Genomic DNA, 17729 nt, shown 5'->3' on the forward strand with positions numbered 1-17729 from the left:
TACACGGGATCACCTGTAGGAGCTGCCGCAGGCTGCGATCTTTTGATCTTGCTCTTACAGAAAATCCCTATAGGCAAACAACGCCGGCGCGCCGCCAGTGTGCAAAAAGATGATCGGGCCTTCATCAAAGCGCTGACGACCAATCCCATCCAGCAACCCCGCCATCGCCTTGCCGGTATAAACCGGATCCAGCAACACCGCCTCCTGACTCGCCAGCAACTTCACCGCCGCCAACGTCCCGGCATTCGGCTCGCCATAGCGCGGGCCGAAGTATTCGTCCCACAACTCGACCTTGAAATCCGCCGGCAGTTCGACGCCGAGCAGCGCCGCCGTACGCTCAGCCAGCCCTTGCACCTTCGGCCGCTGATCTTCTTCACTGCGCGAAACCGTCACGCCGATCACCGGCAACTGTGGCAACACTTCGCTCAACGCCAAGGCCAGACCACTGTGCGTGCCGGCGCTGCCCGAGGCCAACACCACGGCGGCGAAATTCAGGCCGGTGTCTTTGATTTGCTCGGCCAGCTCCAGGCCGGCGCGCACATAACCCAGCGCACCGAGCGCATTCGAACCGCCAATCGGCACCAGATACGGCTTCTTACCGTTGCTGCGCAAACGCACCGCGAGGGCGGCGAGTTGTTCATCAGCGTTGTCGAGGTTGTCGACCAGTTCGACCTTGGCGTCGAACAGATCCAGCAGCAGTCGGTTGCCGTTGCCGGTGTAGTTGCTGTCGTCGGTGCCCAGCGGATTTTCCAGCAATGCCACACAACCGAGACCGAGTTTGGCGGCCAGCGCGGCGGTCTGCCGAACGTGGTTCGATTGCAGCGCGCCGGCGGTGATCAGCGTGTCGGCGCCTTGCGCCAAGGCATCAGCGGCGAGGTATTCGAGTTTGCGCAGTTTGTTGCCGCCCATGGCCAGCGGCGTCAGGTCATCGCGCTTGATGTACACCTCGCGACCGAGCCATGCGGACAGGCGTTCGAGTTTTTCCAGCGGCGTCGGATGGCCGAGCAGGTCGAGGCGGTTAAAGCGTTCCAGCTGATTCTTGATCATGAGTCCGTACTGGCGGAGAAAGATGAAAGGACTATAGGCACGGGTTTTTGCAGGGGCAACCGCGAATCGCTTATAGCCAAATGAACTGAGCCCAGCACTATCGGTTCTTAATTCGCCCTCGTGAGCATGCCGTAAAGTAGTCGCCGTTGACGCGGCCAGACAGTCCGGCCGCCCGTGAGGAGTCTTTACCGTGAGCGAGCGTTCCAGCCATTGGCAATTGCAGACCATCGTCAGTCAACTGCGCAGCGCGCGGGATCAGTGGCGGGCACAGAACGGCCGGGCGTCCGGCGAGCAGGGTGGTCGCGAGTTGCCGTCGCGGGCGGCGATGGCGGAGATTCTCGAAGCGCTGTGCGGCGCGTTGTTCCCGATGCGTCTGGGGCCGGTGGATCTGCGCGAAGAGAGTGAGGATTTCTACGTCGGTCACACCCTTGATGTCGCCCTGAATGCCTTATTGGCGCAGACGCGCCTGGAGCTGCGTTATGTCGCTCGCCACAGTGCGCAGGCCGACACCGAAGTCGAGGCCCGTGCGATTGAGATTATTCAGGACTTTGCCCTGGCCTTGCCGGGCTTGCGCACACTGCTCGATACCGATGTGCTCGCGGCCTACCACGGTGATCCGGCGGCGCGCAGCGTTGATGAGGTGTTGCTGTGCTATCCGGGGATTCTGGCGGTGATTCACCATCGTCTGGCGCACCATTTGTATCGCGCGGGGCTGCCATTGCTGGCGCGGATCAGCGCGGAAATCGCCCATTCGGCGACCGGGATTGATATCCACCCGGGCGCGCAGATTGGCCGTAGCTTCTTTATCGATCATGGGACGGGCGTGGTGATCGGCGAGACCGCGATCATTGGCGAGCGTGTGCGGATTTATCAGGCGGTAACGTTGGGGGCGAAGCGCTTCCCGGCGGACGAAGACGGCCAGTTGCAGAAGGGTCATCCGCGTCATCCGATCGTGGAAGATGATGTGGTGATTTACGCCGGGGCGACGATTCTCGGACGCATCACTATCGGTAAGGGGTCGACCATTGGCGGCAATGTGTGGCTGACGCGCAGTGTGCCGGCGGGGTGCAATCTGACCCAGGCCAACTTGCAGCACGATGACGGCACGCAGAAGTAGGCCAAGCAGCAAATCCCATGTAGGAGCTGCCGCAGGCTGCGATCTTTTGATCTACAAAAATCACATCAAAAGATCGCAGCCTTCGGCAGCTCCTACAGGTTTGTGCATGAGTCCTGTTGTCGTTGAACGAATCCCCTCAAACCCGCGTCATACCCATCCTTGAGCTAGCGTAGGAAAACTACCGCCTAGCCGTACGATTAGTCCTTACCCCCCCATCCATGTTTAACTTGAACGTTCATTCAAGTTAAACCGGTGGTTCGCTGCCCGCTCACAACAGGAGGCTTGCCTTTGCTGAGTCCGATCATTTCAGCCACGTTTAAACCCCTCGAGGTGCACGTTTCATGAGTGCATCGTCTACCCCCGCCAGCGGTCTGGTACGCATGAATCCGCCGGTGTTCTACTTCGCCGCGACGGTCATTCTGCTGTTTGGTCTCGTTGTCATTGCCATGCCTGAACAGGCCGGCGCCTGGCTGCTGGAAGCGCAAAACTGGGCGGCCAACACGGTCGGCTGGTACTACATGCTTGCGATGACGCTGTATCTGGTCTTCGTGGTGGTCACCGCCTTATCCGGCTACGGCAAGATAAAACTCGGTGCCGACCACGACGAGCCCGAATTCAGTTACCTGTCCTGGGCCGGTATGCTGTTCGCCGCCGGGATCAGCATCACGCTGTTTTTCTTCTGCGTCTCTGAGCCGCTGACCCACATGCTCCAGCCGCCGCAAGGCGAGGCCGGCACGGCGGATGCGGCGCGCCAAGCCATGCAGATTCTGTTTTTGCACTGGGGCCTGCATGGCTGGGGCGTGTTCGCCTTCGTCGGCATGGCGCTGGCCTACTTCGCTTACCGCCACAACCTGCCGCTGGCGCTGCGCTCGGCGCTGTATCCGCTGATCGGCAAACGCATCAACGGCCCGATCGGTTACGCGGTCGATGGCTTCGGCATCATCGCCACGGTGTTCGGCCTCGGTGCCGACATGGGTTTCGGTGTGCTGCACCTCAACTCCGGTCTCGACTACCTGTTCGGTATCGCGCACACCCAGTGGATTCAGGTCGGCCTGATCACGCTGATGATGGGCGCGGCGATCATTGTTGCGGTCTCCGGCGTCGATAAAGGCGTGCGGGTGATGTCCGACATCAACATGCTGCTGGCCTGTGCACTGCTGCTGTTTGTGTTGTTCGCCGGGCCTACCCAGCACTTGCTGAACACCTTGATCCAGAATATCGGCGACTACCTCGGCGCCTTGCCGATGAAGAGTTTCGACCTCTACGCCTACGACAAACCGAGCGACTGGCTCGGCGGTTGGACGGTGTTCTACTGGGCCTGGTGGATTGCATGGTCGCCGTTCGTGGGACTGTTCATCGCACGGATTTCCCGTGGCCGCACCATCCGTGAATTCGTTTTCGGCGTGCTGTTGATTCCGCTCGGTTTCACCCTCGCGTGGATGTCGATCTTCGGCAACAGCGCCATCGATCAGGTGCTCAACCACGGCATGAGTGCGCTGGGCATGTCGGCCCTCGACAACCCGTCGATGAGTATTTACCTGCTGCTGGAAACCTATCCATGGAGCAAAACCGTCATCGCCGTGACGGTGTTTATCAGCTTCGTGTTCTTCGTCACCTCTGCCGATTCCGGCACCGTGGTGCTCTCGACTTTGTCGGCCAAGGGCGGTAGCCCGGACGAAGACGGGCCGAAATGGCTGCGAGTGTTCTGGGGCGCGATGACTGCACTGATCACCAGTGCGCTGCTGTTCTCCGGCAGCATCGATGCGCTGAAGTCAGCGGTGGTACTGACCTCGTTGCCGTTCTCGCTGATTCTGTTGTTGATGATGTGGGGCCTGCACAAGGCGTTCTATCTCGAGTCGCAGAAGCAGATCGCGCAGTTGCATTCGCTGGCACCGGTCTCCGGTTCGCGGCGCGGCACGGGCGGCTGGCGACAGCGTCTGAGTCAGGCCGTGCACTTCCCGTCACGCGACGAGGTGTACCGCTTCATGGACACCACGGTGCGCCCGGCGATTGAAGAAGTGACGGCGGTGTTCGTCGAGAAAGGCCTGAACGTGGTCACCCAGCCGGATCCGGCGAATGACAGCGTCAGCCTCGAAATCGGCCATGGCGATGCGCATCCATTCATCTATCAGGTGCAGATGCGCGGCTACTTCACGCCGTCCTTCGCGCGTGGCGGGATGGGCTCGAAGCAGCTCAACAATCGCCGCTATTACCGCGCCGAAGTGCATTTGAGCGAGGGCAGTCAGGACTACGATCTGGTCGGCTACACCAAAGAACAGATCATCAACGACATCCTCGATCAGTACGAACGGCATATGCAGTTTTTGCATCTGGTGCGTTGATTGGCAGCTGGGCGCCGGGACGTTTTACGACTCGGCGCTCAGCACCATGAACAACACCATCGCCGCCATCGGCACGCCAAATACCGCACTGCCAATCGCTATTTCCGAACCCAGCGGTTGCTTCGCATGCACCACACCCACCGCGCCGTTAATCACCGTCAACGCTAGCCACAGAGCGGCGAAGCTGTAGGCCATGGTTTGACGGCTGAAGCCGATGCGCTCGCCGATGTAGAGCATCAGGGCGAGCAGAACCAGGCCGAAGAAAATGATGATGGCGGTGTGCATGGCGGGTTCTGCCTGGTGGATGTGCATTGCCTGATAGGCCGCTTTCGCGAGCAGGCTCGCTCCTACAGTGGAGTGTGGTTGGACATGAATTTTATGTACAACACAACCCCTGTAGGAGTGAGCCTGCTCGCGATAGGGTCACCTCGGTGTCCTTTAGAGCATAGACAATCCGGCCCACACCACTAAAACACCGGTGCTCTCCATCGGGACACATTTCGCGACTCATCCAAATGTGCACGGCTCACGAGGTGTGGTGTTCGCTGGCTCGCGCCTGCCGTTGAACTGGCCCTTAACCGAGCGTCCGTTCCGTGCGCTAATATTTATCTTGGTGTGTATTGTGTGTATTACAGGCGCTAGCGTCCCCTAGAGTAAACAGCTCTAGCGGTCGAACAGGGCAAAGGAAATGCGCAGTCGGGAAATGATCAGGATGATCGAGGACGATGGTTGGTATCTGGTGGCGGTGAAAGGCAGTCACCACCAGTACAAGCATGCGTTCAAGCAGGGAAGGGTGACGATCAAGCACCCCGACTCCGATCTGCCCAAGGGCACGATCAACAGCATTTTGAAACAGGCGGACCTGAAATGAGGCCCGTTATTGGAAACGAAGGCCGTTTTAAGGGCCTGTCAGAGGAAGGACTCACTCACATGAAATTCCCGGTCGTTCTGCACAAGGATGCCGACTCAGACTACGGCGTGATCATCCCGGATGTACCGGGCTGCTTCTCTGCGGGCAGTACGGTCGCCGAGGCGTTTGAGAATACTCAGGAAGCTTTGGCGCTTCATTATGAAGGCTTGGTCGCCGACGGCGCGCCGTTGCCGCAAGTGCGGGAGATTGATGCTCATCTCGATAACCCGGATTACGCGGGAGGGATCTGGGGTATGGTCGATTTTGATATCACCCCGTATTTCGGCAAGTCAGTGCGGTTTAATGCCACGCTGCCTGAACAGCTGCTTGAGCGTATTGACCAGACTGTGCGGCGTGACCAGCGCTATCGCTCCCGCTCCGGTTTCCTCGCGGCAGCCGCCTTGCGCGAACTCTCGATGTAAAGATGACCCTGTAGGAGCTGCCGCAGGCTGCGATCTTTTGACTTGTTTTTAAAGATCAAAAGATCGCAGCCTGCGGCAGCTCCTACTGAGATGTCCGTTTCAGGTGCTTTCCCGTTCGATGACTTGGCACTGCAGCAGATTCAGCCGCTGCACTTCATCGCTCGTCAATACACCAAGACTTTCCAGCACGCGTGTCGCCGCCAGCACACCGATCTCCAGCGCCGGCGGTTTGATCGTGCTCAGGCTCGGCAGCAGCATCTCGGCGAACGGGTAATCACCGAAGCCGAGAACGGCGCAGTCTTCAGGGATTTTAATGCCCGCGCGTTGCCCGGCGAGGAGGCCGCCGGCGGCGAGGTTGTCGTTGGCGAAGATGATCGCGTCGGGGCGCGGTGAGGCGTTCATCAGGGCGTCCATCGCCTGTTTGCCGGCCTCGAAGGGCGTGCGATCAGCGTCGGGGGCAAAGACCCACGGCTCCACGCCTGCCTCTCGCAAGGTCGCCGCGTAACCGTCGCGGCGTTCCAGGGCGCTGAAGTCACCCGCAGCGCTGTTCTGCACGAACGCAATGCGTCGATAGCCTTTTTCCAGCAGATAATTCGCCGCCGTCACGCCTACGTCGAAATGCGAAAAACCGATCTGCATCGGCTCACGTTCCGGCTGGTAATCCCAGGTTTCGATCACCGGAATATCCGCCTCGGCGATCATCTTTTCTGTGCCCGCGCTGTGAAAGTGACTGGTCAGCACCAGTGCCGCCGGCGACCAGCCGAGAAACGCGCGCACCGCATTTTCTTCCTGCTCGGTGCTGAAGTAACTCGACGCGAGCAACAGCTGATAACCATAGCGGCTCAGCGTATCGCTGAAGCCCTGAATGGTGTTGGCGAAGATCGGCCCGGAAATGTTCGGAATGACCATGCCGACGATTTTCCCCCGCGCCGAGGCCAGCCCGCCGGCTACCAGATTCGGTACATAACCCAAATCAGCCACCACTGCCGCGATCCGCTCGCGGCGTTCAGGCGACACCTGTTCGGGCTGATTGAAGTAGCGCGACACGGTGATCGCCGAAACCCCGGCCTCGCGCGCCACCGCATTCAGGGTCACACGTCCGGCGCCACGGCGTTTGCGCGGCTTTTCTTCGCTCATGGTCCGATCCTTGTTAAAAACCAAATCGCATATAAAACTAATTTTTCAGTATTGGACGGTCTATGTGATGATGGCCAATATTGGCGATGTTAGCGCTAACAAAGCGCGTTGTCTGCTACTCGCTCGAGCGAATGCCCAAGACACCGATTCAGGCGCTGTCGTCGCAGAACGGCAGCGGATCAGGGCCAATTTCGAGCGGGCAGAACATGCACAACATTCCTGGGGCGACACACAAACTGGCGCAGTCGATTCGCGCCGCTGGCTGGTTACTGGCGGGGCTGGCGGCGCTGCCGTTGCCCAATGCATTCGCTGCTGACAGCAGCGATCAGGAGCCGACGCTGAAGTCGGTCACTGTCACCGCGACCCGCCGCGAAGAGTCGCTGCAAAAAGTGCCGGTTGCGGTCTCGGTGATCGACGGCGAGCAGCTCGAGCGCGATAACCGCAACGGCGTGGCAAGCATCGTCCAGCAAGTGCCGTCGCTGAATTTCCGCACCGGCGCATCGAACAAAGACACCTCGTTGTTCGTGCGCGGCGTTGGCACAATTTCCACTTCTCCAGGCGTTGAGCCGACCGTAGCCACGGTGATCGATGGCGTGGTGTATGCGCGTCCGGGACAGGCGACCCTGGACCTGCTGGATCTGGAGCGCGTCGAAGTTTTGCGCGGCCCGCAAGGCACCTTGTTCGGCAAGAACGCCTCGGCTGGCGTGCTCAACATCACCAGCAAGGCACCCACCGCCGAGACCCACGGCTACATCGATCAGTCGTATTACAGCGGCAACGAGAGCCGCACCCGTTTCGGCCTCGGCGGCAGCCTGATTCCTGAGACGTTGAAGGGCTCGATCAGCACGCTGTTCGGCACCTACGACGGCAACGTCGACAACGAGCACAACGGTCAGGAGGTCAACGGCTACAACCATCGTGGCGTGCGCGGCAAACTCGAATTCACTCCGAATGACGACGTCACTTTCACCCTGATCGCCGACTACATGCAGTCCCACGACGACGGCCCCAATGGCGTGGTCAGCAAGTCACTGACCCCGGCCTTCGCCAATGCGCTGAGCCCGGCGTACGCCTCCAGCCACAACCGCGACATCAATACCGACACCCGCACTCACGTCGAGGACATCAACAAAGGTTTGTCCGGCCAGCTCGACTGGCAACTGGGCGATTACACGCTGACGTCGATCACCGCGTGGCGCGGCTGGGACAACACCCAATATCAGGACGGCGACCGTCTCGGCACGGTGGCCGCAGCGTTTCCCGGCACCGCAGACAAGGGTGATCTGGCCTTCGATCAATACTCGCAAGAGCTGCGCCTGGCCTCACCGAAAGGCGAATTCCTCGAATACGTCGGCGGTCTGTTCTACATGCACGGCAAGGACGAAGAAACCTATCAGCGCACCCTGACGACCACCACGCGCACCGACCGTGGCGTCGCCGATTACAGCACCACCAGCGACAGTTACGCCGTGTTTGGCGAGAGCACGCTGAACTTCACTTCGGACTTTCGCGGCATCGCCGGCCTGCGCTACACCCACGATGATCTCGAATACGATCACCGCCGCGTGTCGACGTCGGCCACCACCGTCAGCGGTATCCAACCGGCGACCAGCAGCTCAGGTTCCGTCGATGAAGACGGCTGGTCCGGTCGCCTCGGAGTGCAGTACGACTTGAGCGATGCCGTCACCACGTACCTGACCTACTCGCGCGGCTACAAAGGCCCGGCCTACAACGTGTTCTTCAACATGCAGCCGCGCGATACCGAAGCGCTGAAACCGGAAACCTCCAACACTTGGGAGGCGGGCATCAAAGCCACGTCGTGGAACAACCGCCTGACCACCAACCTTGCGGTGTTCCACAGCGAGTACGACAACTATCAGGCGAACTTCTTCGACACCGTCGCCGGGCAAGTGGTGACGCGTCTGATCAACGCCGGCAGCGTCAGCACCGAAGGCGTCGAACTCGATTACGCACTGCAAGCGACCCAGCAATTGAAACTGTCCGGCGCACTGGCCTACACCCGTGCACGCATCGACGAATTCGCCTGCCCGGCGGGCGCGGCGGCGTCCTGCAACGTCAACGGCAAACCGCTGCCGTTCAGCCCGGACTGGAAAAGCTACGTGCGCGCCGATTACACGATTCCGTTGGATAACGGTCTGGATATCGAACTCGGCACCGACTACAGCTGGCAGAGCGAAGTGCAGTACGACATCAGCCAGAACGTCGACACCAAACAGGGCGCCTACGGTATCTGGAACGCCAGCGTCGCACTCGCCGATTACAGCAATGGCTGGCGTGTTGCGCTGCTCGGCAAAAACCTCACTGACAAGTCTTACTCGCCGGTGCTCGCCAGCGGTGGCAACTACATCTACCGCGCCGTGCCACGCGACGACGAACGCTACTTCGGCGTGCAACTGCGCAAGGATTTCTGAGATGAGCAGACAGTTGAAACTCGGCGCATTTCTCATGGCCACCGGGCACCACGTCGCAGCGTGGCGGCATCCTGAAGTGCCGGCGAATGCAGGTCTGGATTTCGCCCATTACAAACGGCTGGCGCAGATTGCCGAGGCGGCGAAATTCGATGCATTGTTTGTCGCTGACAGCGTCGCCGCGCCGACCCAGGACATCGCCAGTCGCATGGCGCGCTCTGATCACTTTGAGCCGTTGACATTGCTCTCGGCGCTGAGTGCGGTGACCGAGCACATCGGTCTGATCGCCACGGCGACCACCAGTTACAACGAGCCGTATCACGTGGCGCGCAAGTTCGCTTCGCTTGATCACTTATCAGGCGGACGAGCGGGGTGGAATCTGGTGACTTCGGACAATGCTGCCGAGGCGCTGAATTTTGGTCGTGATGAGCATATCGGTCATGCCGAACGCTACGACCGTGCGCGGGAATTTCATCAGGTGGTCACCGGGCTGTGGGACAGTTGGGAGGACGATGCGTTTGTGCGCGACAAGGCTAGCGGGGCGTATTACGACCCTGCGAAGTTGCATGTGCTGGATCATGTGGGTGAGCACTTTCGGGTCAAAGGGCCGCTGAATGTTGCACGCTCGCCGCAGGGGCAACCGGTGATCGTGCAGGCCGGCTCTTCCGAGACTGGGCGTGAATTGGCGGCGCAGACGGCTGAGGTGGTGTTTACCGCGCAGACATCCTTAGTCAATGCACAGGCGTTCTACGCCGACCTCAAAGGGCGTCTGCCCAAGTACGGTCGCAGCGCCGATTCGCTGAAAATCATGCCCGGGGTTTTTGTCGTGGTCGGCCGCACCGAAGCCGAAGCGCAGGAAAAATGTGAAACGTTTCAGCAATTAGTCGAACCCGAGGTTGGCGTCGCCTTGCTTGGGCGTATGCTGGGCAACTTCGATTTATCGAAGTATCCGCTGGACGGCCCGTTGCCCGAATTGCCGCTGACGGAAAGCGGCCAGCAGAGCCGGCAGAAATTGCTGACGGAATTGGCGGGGCGGGACAGCCTGAGCCTTGCTGAACTCGGTCGCAAGATTGCTGGCGGGCGAGGGCATTACAGCCTGGTCGGTACGCCTGAGCAGATTGCTGATCGTTTGCAGGAATGGTTCGAACAAGGCGCGGCGGACGGCTTCAACGTGCTAGTGCCGCACCTGCCGGGCGGGCTCGAAGACTTCGCCAACGGCGTGGTGCCGGAACTGCAACGGCGTGGGTTGTTCAGAACGGAGTACGAGGGCCGGACATTGCGCCAGAACCTTGGCCTGGCCCGGCCTGTAAACCGTTTCGCATGATTGGTAGAGCTTTTGTGGTGAGGGGATTTATCCCCGATGGGTGGCGGAGCCGCCCCAAGACCTGAAGCTTCGGTCAACCTGATGTACCGAGTGCGCTGGTTTTACGACTGCTTCGCAGCCGATCGGGGATAAATCCCCTCGCCACAAAGGTGTTCGGTTTCAGATGACTAAAAGACAGACAAGAGAGGATTCGATGACTTACACCGCTGCCGAAAATCGCTATGACTCCATCCCTTACCGCCGCGTCGGGCGCAGCGGTCTGGTGCTGCCGGCGCTGTCGCTGGGCCTGTGGCACAACTTTGGCGACAGCACGCCGATCGACACCCAGCGCGCCTTGCTGCGCACCGCGTTCGATCTGGGCATCAATCACTTCGACCTGGCCAACAACTATGGCCCGCCGTACGGCAGCGCCGAGACCAATTTCGGTCGTCTGTTGCGCGAAGACTTCAAGCAGTACCGCGACGAACTGATCATCTCCAGCAAGGCCGGTTGGGACATGTGGCCCGGCCCTTACGGTCAGGGCGGTGGCTCGCGCAAATACGTGCTGGCCAGCCTCGACCAGAGCCTGCAACGCCTCGGTCTCGACTATGTGGATATCTTCTATTCGCACCGCTTCGACCCGGACACCCCGCTGGAAGAAACCGCCAGCGCCCTCGCCACCGCTGTGCAGCAAGGCAAGGCGTTGTACATCGGGATCTCGTCGTATTCGGGCGTGAAAACCCGTGAGATCGCTGCGCTGCTCAAAGAGTGGAAAGTTCCGCTGCTGATCCATCAGCCGGCGTACAACCTGCTCAATCGCTGGGTGGAAAAGGATCTGCTCGATACCACCGATGAACTCGGTACTGGCGTGATCGCGTTCACCCCGTTGGCGCAAGGTCTGCTCACCGACAAATACCTCAACGGCGTGCCGGCGGATGCGCGGGTCAATCGTCCGGGCGGTGGTTCGTTGCAGGCTTCGCACTTGTCCGAGGCCAACATCGCTCACGTGCGGGCGTTGAATGAGATCGCCAAGCGTCGTGGCCAGAGCCTGGCGCAATTGGCTTTGGCGTGGACGCTGCGGGATCCGCGAGTGACCTCGGCGTTGATTGGTGCGAGCCGGCCGGAGCAGATTATTGAGAACGTTGGGGCGTTGAAGAATCTGAGCTTCAGTGCTGAAGAACTGGCGGAGATTGACCGGTTTGCCCAAGAGGGCGGGATCAATCTGTGGGAGAAACCTTCGACGGCAGAGTAAGCCTCTCGAAGCTGATCGTTCCCACGCTCCGCGTGGGAATGCATCCACGGACGCTCCGCGTTCGGCTTTAGATGGGACGCAGAGCGTCCCGGGCGGCATTCCCACGCAGAGCGTGGGAACGATCAAGGTAGGAGCTGCCGCAGGCTGCGATCTTTTGATCCTAAAAAAACGGCACATCCCCCAACACCGTCGCCCGCTGCATCACCCGCCGCGCCGGCCGATAATCATCCACCGCGTAATGCTGGGTCACGCGGTTATCCCAAAACGCAATATCGTCCTGCTGCCAACGCCAGCGAATGGTGAATTCCGGCCGCGTCGCGTGGGCAAACAAAAACTTCAGAATCGCCTCGCTCTCGGTTTCCGACAGTTCATTGATCTTCGACGTGAAGCCTTCATTGACGAACAACGAGCGTCGCCCGCTGACCGGGTGCGTGCGAATCACCGGGTGTGACAGCGGTGGATTCTTGCGCCGTGCTTCTTCCCACTGCGCCAATGCTTCAGGCGTGTTGCCGTAACGCTCCAGCGGAAACGAACGAGTGAAATCGTGAGTCGCGGTCAGCCCTTCGAGCAAACTTTTCATCGGCGCTGACAGCGCTTCATACGCAGCAATCCCGCTGGCCCACAACGTGTCGCCGCCAAACTCCGGCAGCAACTTGGCGCTGAGCACCGCGCCCATCGCTGGCGTCGGCAGGAAGGTTACGTCGGTGTGCCAGATCGCGTTGTCGCGCACGTCGGTGACGGCGGTGTCGAGGATCAGCACTTCCGGTTGTTCCGGTACGTTCGGGTAGATCGGGTGAATGTGCAGGTCGCCAAAGTACGCAGCGAAACGCGCCTGTTGCGGTGGCTCGATTGGCTGGTTGCGGAAGAACAGCACTTGATACTTGAGCAGCGCCTGCTCAATGGCGTCGCGGTGTTCCAGGGACAGCGGCTGGCTGATGTCGACGCCGCTGATCTGTGCGCCGAGGGCCGAGCTTAATGGGGTGATGTTGAGGCTGCTCATGGTCTTTCTCTTCAATTGCGGTCATCACCCTATGTAGGAGCTGCCGAAGGCTGCGATTTTTTGATCTTGATCTTTTTAAAAGCAAGATCAAAAGATCGCAGCCTGCGGCAGCTCCTACAGGGGGGGATTCAAAAAGATGTTTTAGTGGGCCTGGCCGTGCCACGGCACCAGTTTGCGTTGCAGGGCGCGCAGGCCCATTTCCATGGCGAAGGCGATCAGGGCGATGACCAGAATCCCCAGCACCACGACATCGGTGACCAGGAATTGCGCGGCCGACTGCACCATGAAGCCCAGGCCACTGGTGGCAGCGATCAATTCGGCAGCGACCAGCGTCGACCAGCCAACACCCAGACCAATGCGCACGCCGGTGAGAATGTCCGGCAGAGCGCTTGGCAAAATCACATGGCGAATCAGCTGCAAACGCGTCGCACCCAACGACTGCGCCGCGCGCAATTTCGCCGGGTCAACCGTGCGCACACCAGTGGCGGTAGCAATGGCAATCGGCGCGAAAATCGCCAGATAAATCAGCAGCACTTTCGACAACTCGCCGATGCCGCACCAGATAACAATCAGCGGCAGATAAGCCAACGGTGGAATCGGGCGGTAGAACTCGATCAGCGGATCGAGCACACCACGGGCGATGCGGTTGGCGCCGATCGCAATGCCCACCGGCACAGCGGTCAAAATCGCAAAACCCAGACCCAGACCGATACGGCTCAGGCTCGCACCAAGGTGCTGCCACAACGTCGAATCCATGTAACCGGTGGTCGCCAGCAACCAACCCTTTTGCAGCACGGCGGACGGCGGCGGCAGGAACAATGGTTCGATCAGACCGGTGGCAGTCACTGCCCACCAGATCGCCACCAAAGTGAACAGCGTCAACAGGCTGATCCAGCGCGTGCTGAGGCTGCGGCGCACCGGAATCACCACGGATGCGCTGACCGGTTTTACCGCAGCCGAGGAAACGTCGTAACTGCTCATGCGCGCTCCTGCCGTTGCCCGGCGCTGCGTTGCGAGAACACTTTGCTCAGCACGTGTTCGCGGGTTTCGATAAAGCGCGGATCGGATTTGATCGCGCGGGCGGACTCGCCAGCGGCGTAACGCTGACCGAAATCCAGGTGCAGACGCTCAACGATCTGCCCCGGATTCGGCGCGAGCAGAATCAGGTCAGTGGCGAGGAACACCGCTTCTTCAATGTCATGGGTAATCAGGAAAACCGGCTTGGCGGTGCGCTGCCAGACTTGCAGCAACAGCTCCTGCATTTGTTCGCGAGTGAACGCGTCGAGGGCGCCGAAAGGTTCGTCCATCAGCAACACACGCGGGTCAGCGGCGAGGGCGCGTGCGAGGCCGACGCGTTGTTTCTGGCCACCGGAGAGTTGCCAGATACGGCGGCTTTCGAAACCGGAAAGATCAACCAGTGCGAGCATTTCACGGGCGATTTTTTCGCGTTTGTCCTTGGCGACGCCGGCCAGTTCCAGGCCGAATGCGACGTTGGCCAACACATCCTGCCAAGGCAGTAACGCGTCGTCTTGGAACACAACGCCACGTTCGGCGCTCGGGCCTTTGACCGGCACGCCGTTGAGGGTGATGCGCCCGGCGCTCGGTTCGACGAAACCGGCAATCAGGTTCAACAGCGAAGTCTTGCCACTGCCGGACGGGCCGAGGGCGACCAGCAATTGCTGAGGCCCCAGGGTCAGAGAAATATCCGCCAGCACCGGTTCGGGGCTGCCCGGGTACTGTGCGCTGATGCGCTCCAGCTGTAGCAAGGCCATCGCGGTTAACTCCCGATCAGTTGGTGATGAATTTGGCGCTGACGTACGGCGCGTAGTCCGGCAGAACGGCTTCGACCTTGCCTTGTTCCTTGAGGAACGCAGCGGTGTCGGTGATGGCTTTGGTGGTCGGCGCGCCGAGGGTGACGACCTGATCAGCTGCCAGCGGGTAGACGTTGCCTTGCAGCAGCAATGGGATGTCGCTGGCCTTGGCGCCAGAGAGTTTCACCAGTTTGTCGACGTTGGATTGATCGGCGAGCCAGGCTTTCGGGTCTTTGCGGTAGTCGGCGTAGGCGTCGAGGGTAACCTTGGCGAACGCGGTGACAATTTCCGGGTGCTTCTCGGCGAAGTCTTTGCGCACGATCCACGCATCAAAAGTCGGCGCGCCGAACTTGGCCAGTTCGCCGGAGGTGATCAGCACTTTGCCGTTTTCTTTGGCTACGCCCAGCGCCGGATCCCAAACGTAAGTGGCGTCGATGTCGCCGCGTTTCCACGCAGCAACGATGGCCGGTGGCGCGAGGTTGAGGATGGTGACTTTTGATGGATCGATGTTCCAGTGCTTCAGTGCGGCGAGCAGGCTGTAGTGACCGGTGGATACGAACGGCACAGCGATTTTCTTGCCGACCAGATCCTGCGGGGTCTTGATGCCGGAACCGTCGCGGGCGACCAGTGCTTCGGCAGCGCCGATCTGAGTGGCGATGAGGAATGTTTCGACCGGGACTTTGCGGGTGATCGCGGCGGTCAGCGGGCTTGAACCGAGGTAGCCGATCTGCACGTCGCCGGAAGCGATGGCGGCGATGATGTCGGCGCCGTTGTCGAACTTGCGCCAGGCGATATCGGCTTTGGTGGCTTTTTCGTAAGCGCCGTCAGCCTGAGCGACTTTCGCCGGGTCAACGGTGGTTTGGTAGGCGACGGTGAGGTCGGCGGCCTGAGCCAGAAAACTCGCGGCAGCCAGAGAGGCTGCGGCCAGCAGGCGAAGCGGGAAATTCAGTTTCATTGAAGAGCTCCATATCAGGCGACCGAGCGTCGGCGTGAAAGGAGACTAAATGATCTAAGAATCAGTAAATAAATAACTTTTTCGAATGAGCTTATGAGCGGAAAAATCTAAGAGCGAGGGAGCAGATCGTCCCCACGCTCTGCGTGGGAATGCAGCCGGTGACGCTCCACGTCACCTGGACGCGGAGCGTCCCTTGAGGCGTTACCACGCGGAGCGTGGGAACGATCAACAGGAAATCTCGTTCCCATGTAGGAGCTGCCGCAGGCTGCGATCTTTTTACTGCCAACGCTTAATTGCTGATCGCCAAAATACTCGCCTGATACGACCCGACAAACACATCAAAATCCCCCACCTCGTTCTGCTCCAGCTCAGCCTGCGCAGCCAGCGAAGTACGCGCCAACTCCTCAAACTTCGCCTGCTCTTCCGCTGCCAAAGGCTCGCTACGGAAGAACTCCGCGTGCGCCTGACTCTGACGCAACGAGAACTGCGCAAAGCTTTCCTTATGCTCAGCCATCGCCGCCAAAACCTGCGCGGACGGTGTCAGGGACGGATCGCTGACCTTGGCCAGTTGCGTATCCAGCGCCTTGCTGTGCGCATCGCCGCCATGGCTCTGATCCAGCAACGCCGCCAGCGGGGCGATTTGTTCCAGCAGTTCGGCAGCCCAGGTCTTCATCTCGACCGACTCACCGTCACGCTGCAACTCCAGACCCGGACGACGACCTTCCTTGACCACGCTGAGGAAGTTCGACGTGGCGTTGCCGCACGAAGTATTGGTAAGCAGCGGGCTATCGTTCAGCGCGCAGAACAACAGGAACGCGTCGAGGAAGCGCGACTCGGTCAGGTCGATGCCCATCGGCAGGAACGGGTTGATGTCCAGGCAGCGCACTTCGACGTACTGAATGCCACGGGCCACCAGCGCCTGTATCGGCCGCTCGCCGGTGTAGGTCACGCGTTTCGGGCGGATGTTGGAGTAGTACTCGTTTTCGATCTGCAGGATGTTGGTGTTGAGCTGAACCCACTCACCATCCTTGTGCGTGCCGACTTCAACGTAAGGCGCGTACGGCGTGGCCACGGCTTTGCGCAAGCTGTCGGTGTAGCTGGCCAGATCGTTGTAGCACGGCGTCAAACCGGCCTGGGCATTGCTCTGGTAACCGAGGTCGCTCATGCGCAGGCTGGTCGCGTACGGCAGATACAAGGTGTCCGGATCGAGTTGTTCGAGCTGATGCGAACGACCCCGCAGGAAACCGGCGTCCAGCGCTGGCGAGGCACCGAACAGGTACATCAGCAGCCAGCTATAACGACGGAAGTTACGGATCAGCGCGATGTAGGAAAACGACTGGAAATCGCGGTCGGTGCCGACAAACCCTTCGGTTTCACGCAGCAGCGGCCAGAGCTTTTCCGGCAGGGAGAAGTTGTAGTGAATCCCGGCAATGCACTGCATGGTCTTGCCGTAGCGCAGGGCCAGGCCCTTGCGGTAAACGTACTTGAGCTGACCGATGTTGGAGGTGCCGTAATAGGCGATCGGGATGTCTTCCTCGGCCGGCAACGGGCACGGCATCGATGGACTCCACAGGTACTCGTTGCCGAGTTTGCTGTAGGCAAAACGGTGAATCTTGTCCAGGCTCGCCAGCGTATCAGCCGGGTCAGGCAGGGCGGGCGTGATGAATTCCAGCAGCGACTCGGAGTAGTCGGTGGTGATCTGTTCGTTGGTCAGCGCGGAACCCAAGGCTTCGGGGTGCGGCGTTTGCGCCAGGCGACCTTCGCTGGTCACGCGCAGGCATTCACGTTCGATACCGTGCAGGCACTGCTCGAGCAGAGAGAGGTTAGCGCGCTCGCCGAGCAGAGCCAGGCGGCGGTTGAGAAGTTCGCTCAATTTGGATTCCTTCACGCGTCAGTCGCCCCAATATGGGGGTGGGCAGGACGGTCTACAAGGGTGAAGTTGAAACTGGCGTTATCGCCTGGTTTTCTAGCCGGTCAGCCGCACACATACCCTGTAGGAGCTGC

At 60.2% G+C, this 17729-nt stretch carries 15 protein-coding genes; 7 read left to right on the forward strand and 8 right to left on the reverse strand.

Going from position 1 to position 17729, the window contains the following annotated elements; translation table 11 throughout:
* Positions 1–54: 54 nt before the first annotated feature.
* Complete coding sequence (locus tag AD669_RS00780) at positions 55–1047, reverse strand: D-cysteine desulfhydrase (RefSeq protein WP_053116515.1); 993 nt, start codon at positions 1045–1047, stop codon at positions 55–57.
* A gap of 190 nt (positions 1048–1237) precedes the next feature.
* Here AD669_RS00780 and epsC point away from each other — a divergent pair, with 190 nt between their 5' ends.
* Positions 1238–2164: a serine O-acetyltransferase EpsC gene (epsC, locus tag AD669_RS00785; protein WP_053116516.1), complete on the forward strand. Its 927-nt coding sequence runs from the start codon at positions 1238–1240 to the stop codon at positions 2162–2164.
* Between the two features lie 380 nt (positions 2165–2544).
* Positions 2545–4506 carry a choline transporter BetT gene (betT, locus tag AD669_RS00790; protein WP_171057266.1) on the forward strand — a complete coding sequence of 654 codons (1962 nt, stop codon included), beginning with the start codon at positions 2545–2547 and terminating at the stop codon, positions 4504–4506.
* A gap of 24 nt (positions 4507–4530) precedes the next feature.
* Here betT and AD669_RS00795 read toward each other — a convergent pair whose 3' ends face one another.
* Positions 4531–4791: a hypothetical protein gene (locus tag AD669_RS00795; RefSeq protein WP_053116800.1), complete on the reverse strand. Its 261-nt coding sequence runs from the start codon at positions 4789–4791 to the stop codon at positions 4531–4533.
* A gap of 403 nt (positions 4792–5194) precedes the next feature.
* On the opposite strand from AD669_RS00795, the gene AD669_RS00800 reads away from it, so the two are divergent.
* Together AD669_RS00800 and AD669_RS00805 are read left to right on the forward strand one after the other, a co-directional pair.
* Positions 5195–5377, forward strand: coding sequence for a type II toxin-antitoxin system HicA family toxin (locus AD669_RS00800; protein WP_053116517.1), 183 nt, complete (start codon positions 5195–5197; stop codon positions 5375–5377).
* Positions 5374–5838 (forward strand): type II toxin-antitoxin system HicB family antitoxin, encoded by a 465-nt coding sequence (locus AD669_RS00805; RefSeq protein ID WP_371262349.1) that lies wholly within the window; start codon positions 5374–5376, stop codon positions 5836–5838. Before AD669_RS00800 ends, AD669_RS00805 begins: the two co-directional genes overlap by 4 nt.
* A gap of 99 nt (positions 5839–5937) precedes the next feature.
* On the opposite strand, the gene AD669_RS00810 is transcribed toward AD669_RS00805, so the two are convergent.
* Positions 5938–6975: a LacI family DNA-binding transcriptional regulator gene (locus tag AD669_RS00810; protein ID WP_053116519.1), complete on the reverse strand. Its 1038-nt coding sequence runs from the start codon at positions 6973–6975 to the stop codon at positions 5938–5940.
* 206 nt (positions 6976–7181) lie between these two features.
* Between AD669_RS00810 and AD669_RS00815 the strand changes: the two genes are divergently transcribed.
* The 3 genes from AD669_RS00815 to mgrA all read left to right on the forward strand — a co-directional run bounded on the left by AD669_RS00815 (position 7182) and on the right by mgrA (position 11959).
* Positions 7182–9407, forward strand: a complete 2226-nt coding sequence (locus AD669_RS00815) for a TonB-dependent receptor (RefSeq protein ID WP_053116801.1) — start codon at positions 7182–7184, stop codon at positions 9405–9407.
* A 1-nt stretch (position 9408) separates the two neighbouring features.
* Positions 9409–10728, forward strand: a complete 1320-nt coding sequence (locus tag AD669_RS00820; protein ID WP_053116520.1) for an LLM class flavin-dependent oxidoreductase — start codon at positions 9409–9411, stop codon at positions 10726–10728.
* A gap of 193 nt (positions 10729–10921) precedes the next feature.
* On the forward strand, positions 10922–11959 hold the full coding sequence (mgrA, locus tag AD669_RS00825; RefSeq protein ID WP_053116521.1) for an L-glyceraldehyde 3-phosphate reductase: 1038 nt from the start codon (positions 10922–10924) through the stop codon (positions 11957–11959).
* A 160-nt stretch (positions 11960–12119) separates the two neighbouring features.
* Here the strand turns inward: mgrA and tauD are convergent, their stop codons facing one another.
* The 5 genes from tauD to gshA form a co-directional block, all read right to left on the reverse strand.
* Positions 12120–12959, reverse strand: a complete 840-nt coding sequence (tauD, locus tag AD669_RS00830) for a taurine dioxygenase (RefSeq protein ID WP_053116522.1) — start codon at positions 12957–12959, stop codon at positions 12120–12122.
* Positions 12960–13100: 141 nt separating this feature from the next.
* Positions 13101–13940: a taurine ABC transporter permease TauC gene (gene tauC, locus AD669_RS00835; protein ID WP_053116523.1), complete on the reverse strand. Its 840-nt coding sequence runs from the start codon at positions 13938–13940 to the stop codon at positions 13101–13103.
* Positions 13937–14731 (reverse strand): taurine ABC transporter ATP-binding subunit, encoded by a 795-nt coding sequence (gene tauB / locus AD669_RS00840; RefSeq protein WP_053116524.1) that lies wholly within the window; start codon positions 14729–14731, stop codon positions 13937–13939. Before tauB ends, tauC begins: the two co-directional genes overlap by 4 nt.
* A gap of 16 nt (positions 14732–14747) precedes the next feature.
* Complete coding sequence (gene tauA, locus AD669_RS00845) at positions 14748–15725, reverse strand: taurine ABC transporter substrate-binding protein (protein WP_053116525.1); 978 nt, start codon at positions 15723–15725, stop codon at positions 14748–14750.
* Positions 15726–16014: 289 nt separating this feature from the next.
* Positions 16015–17598 carry a glutamate--cysteine ligase gene (gshA, locus tag AD669_RS00850; RefSeq protein ID WP_053116526.1) on the reverse strand — a complete coding sequence of 528 codons (1584 nt, stop codon included), beginning with the start codon at positions 17596–17598 and terminating at the stop codon, positions 16015–16017.
* Between the last annotated feature and the right edge of the window lie 131 nt (positions 17599–17729).

Origin of the sequence: Pseudomonas sp. P1.31 (assembly GCF_001269815.1) — a bacterium.
Taxonomy (GTDB): domain Bacteria; phylum Pseudomonadota; class Gammaproteobacteria; order Pseudomonadales; family Pseudomonadaceae; genus Aquipseudomonas; species Aquipseudomonas rustica.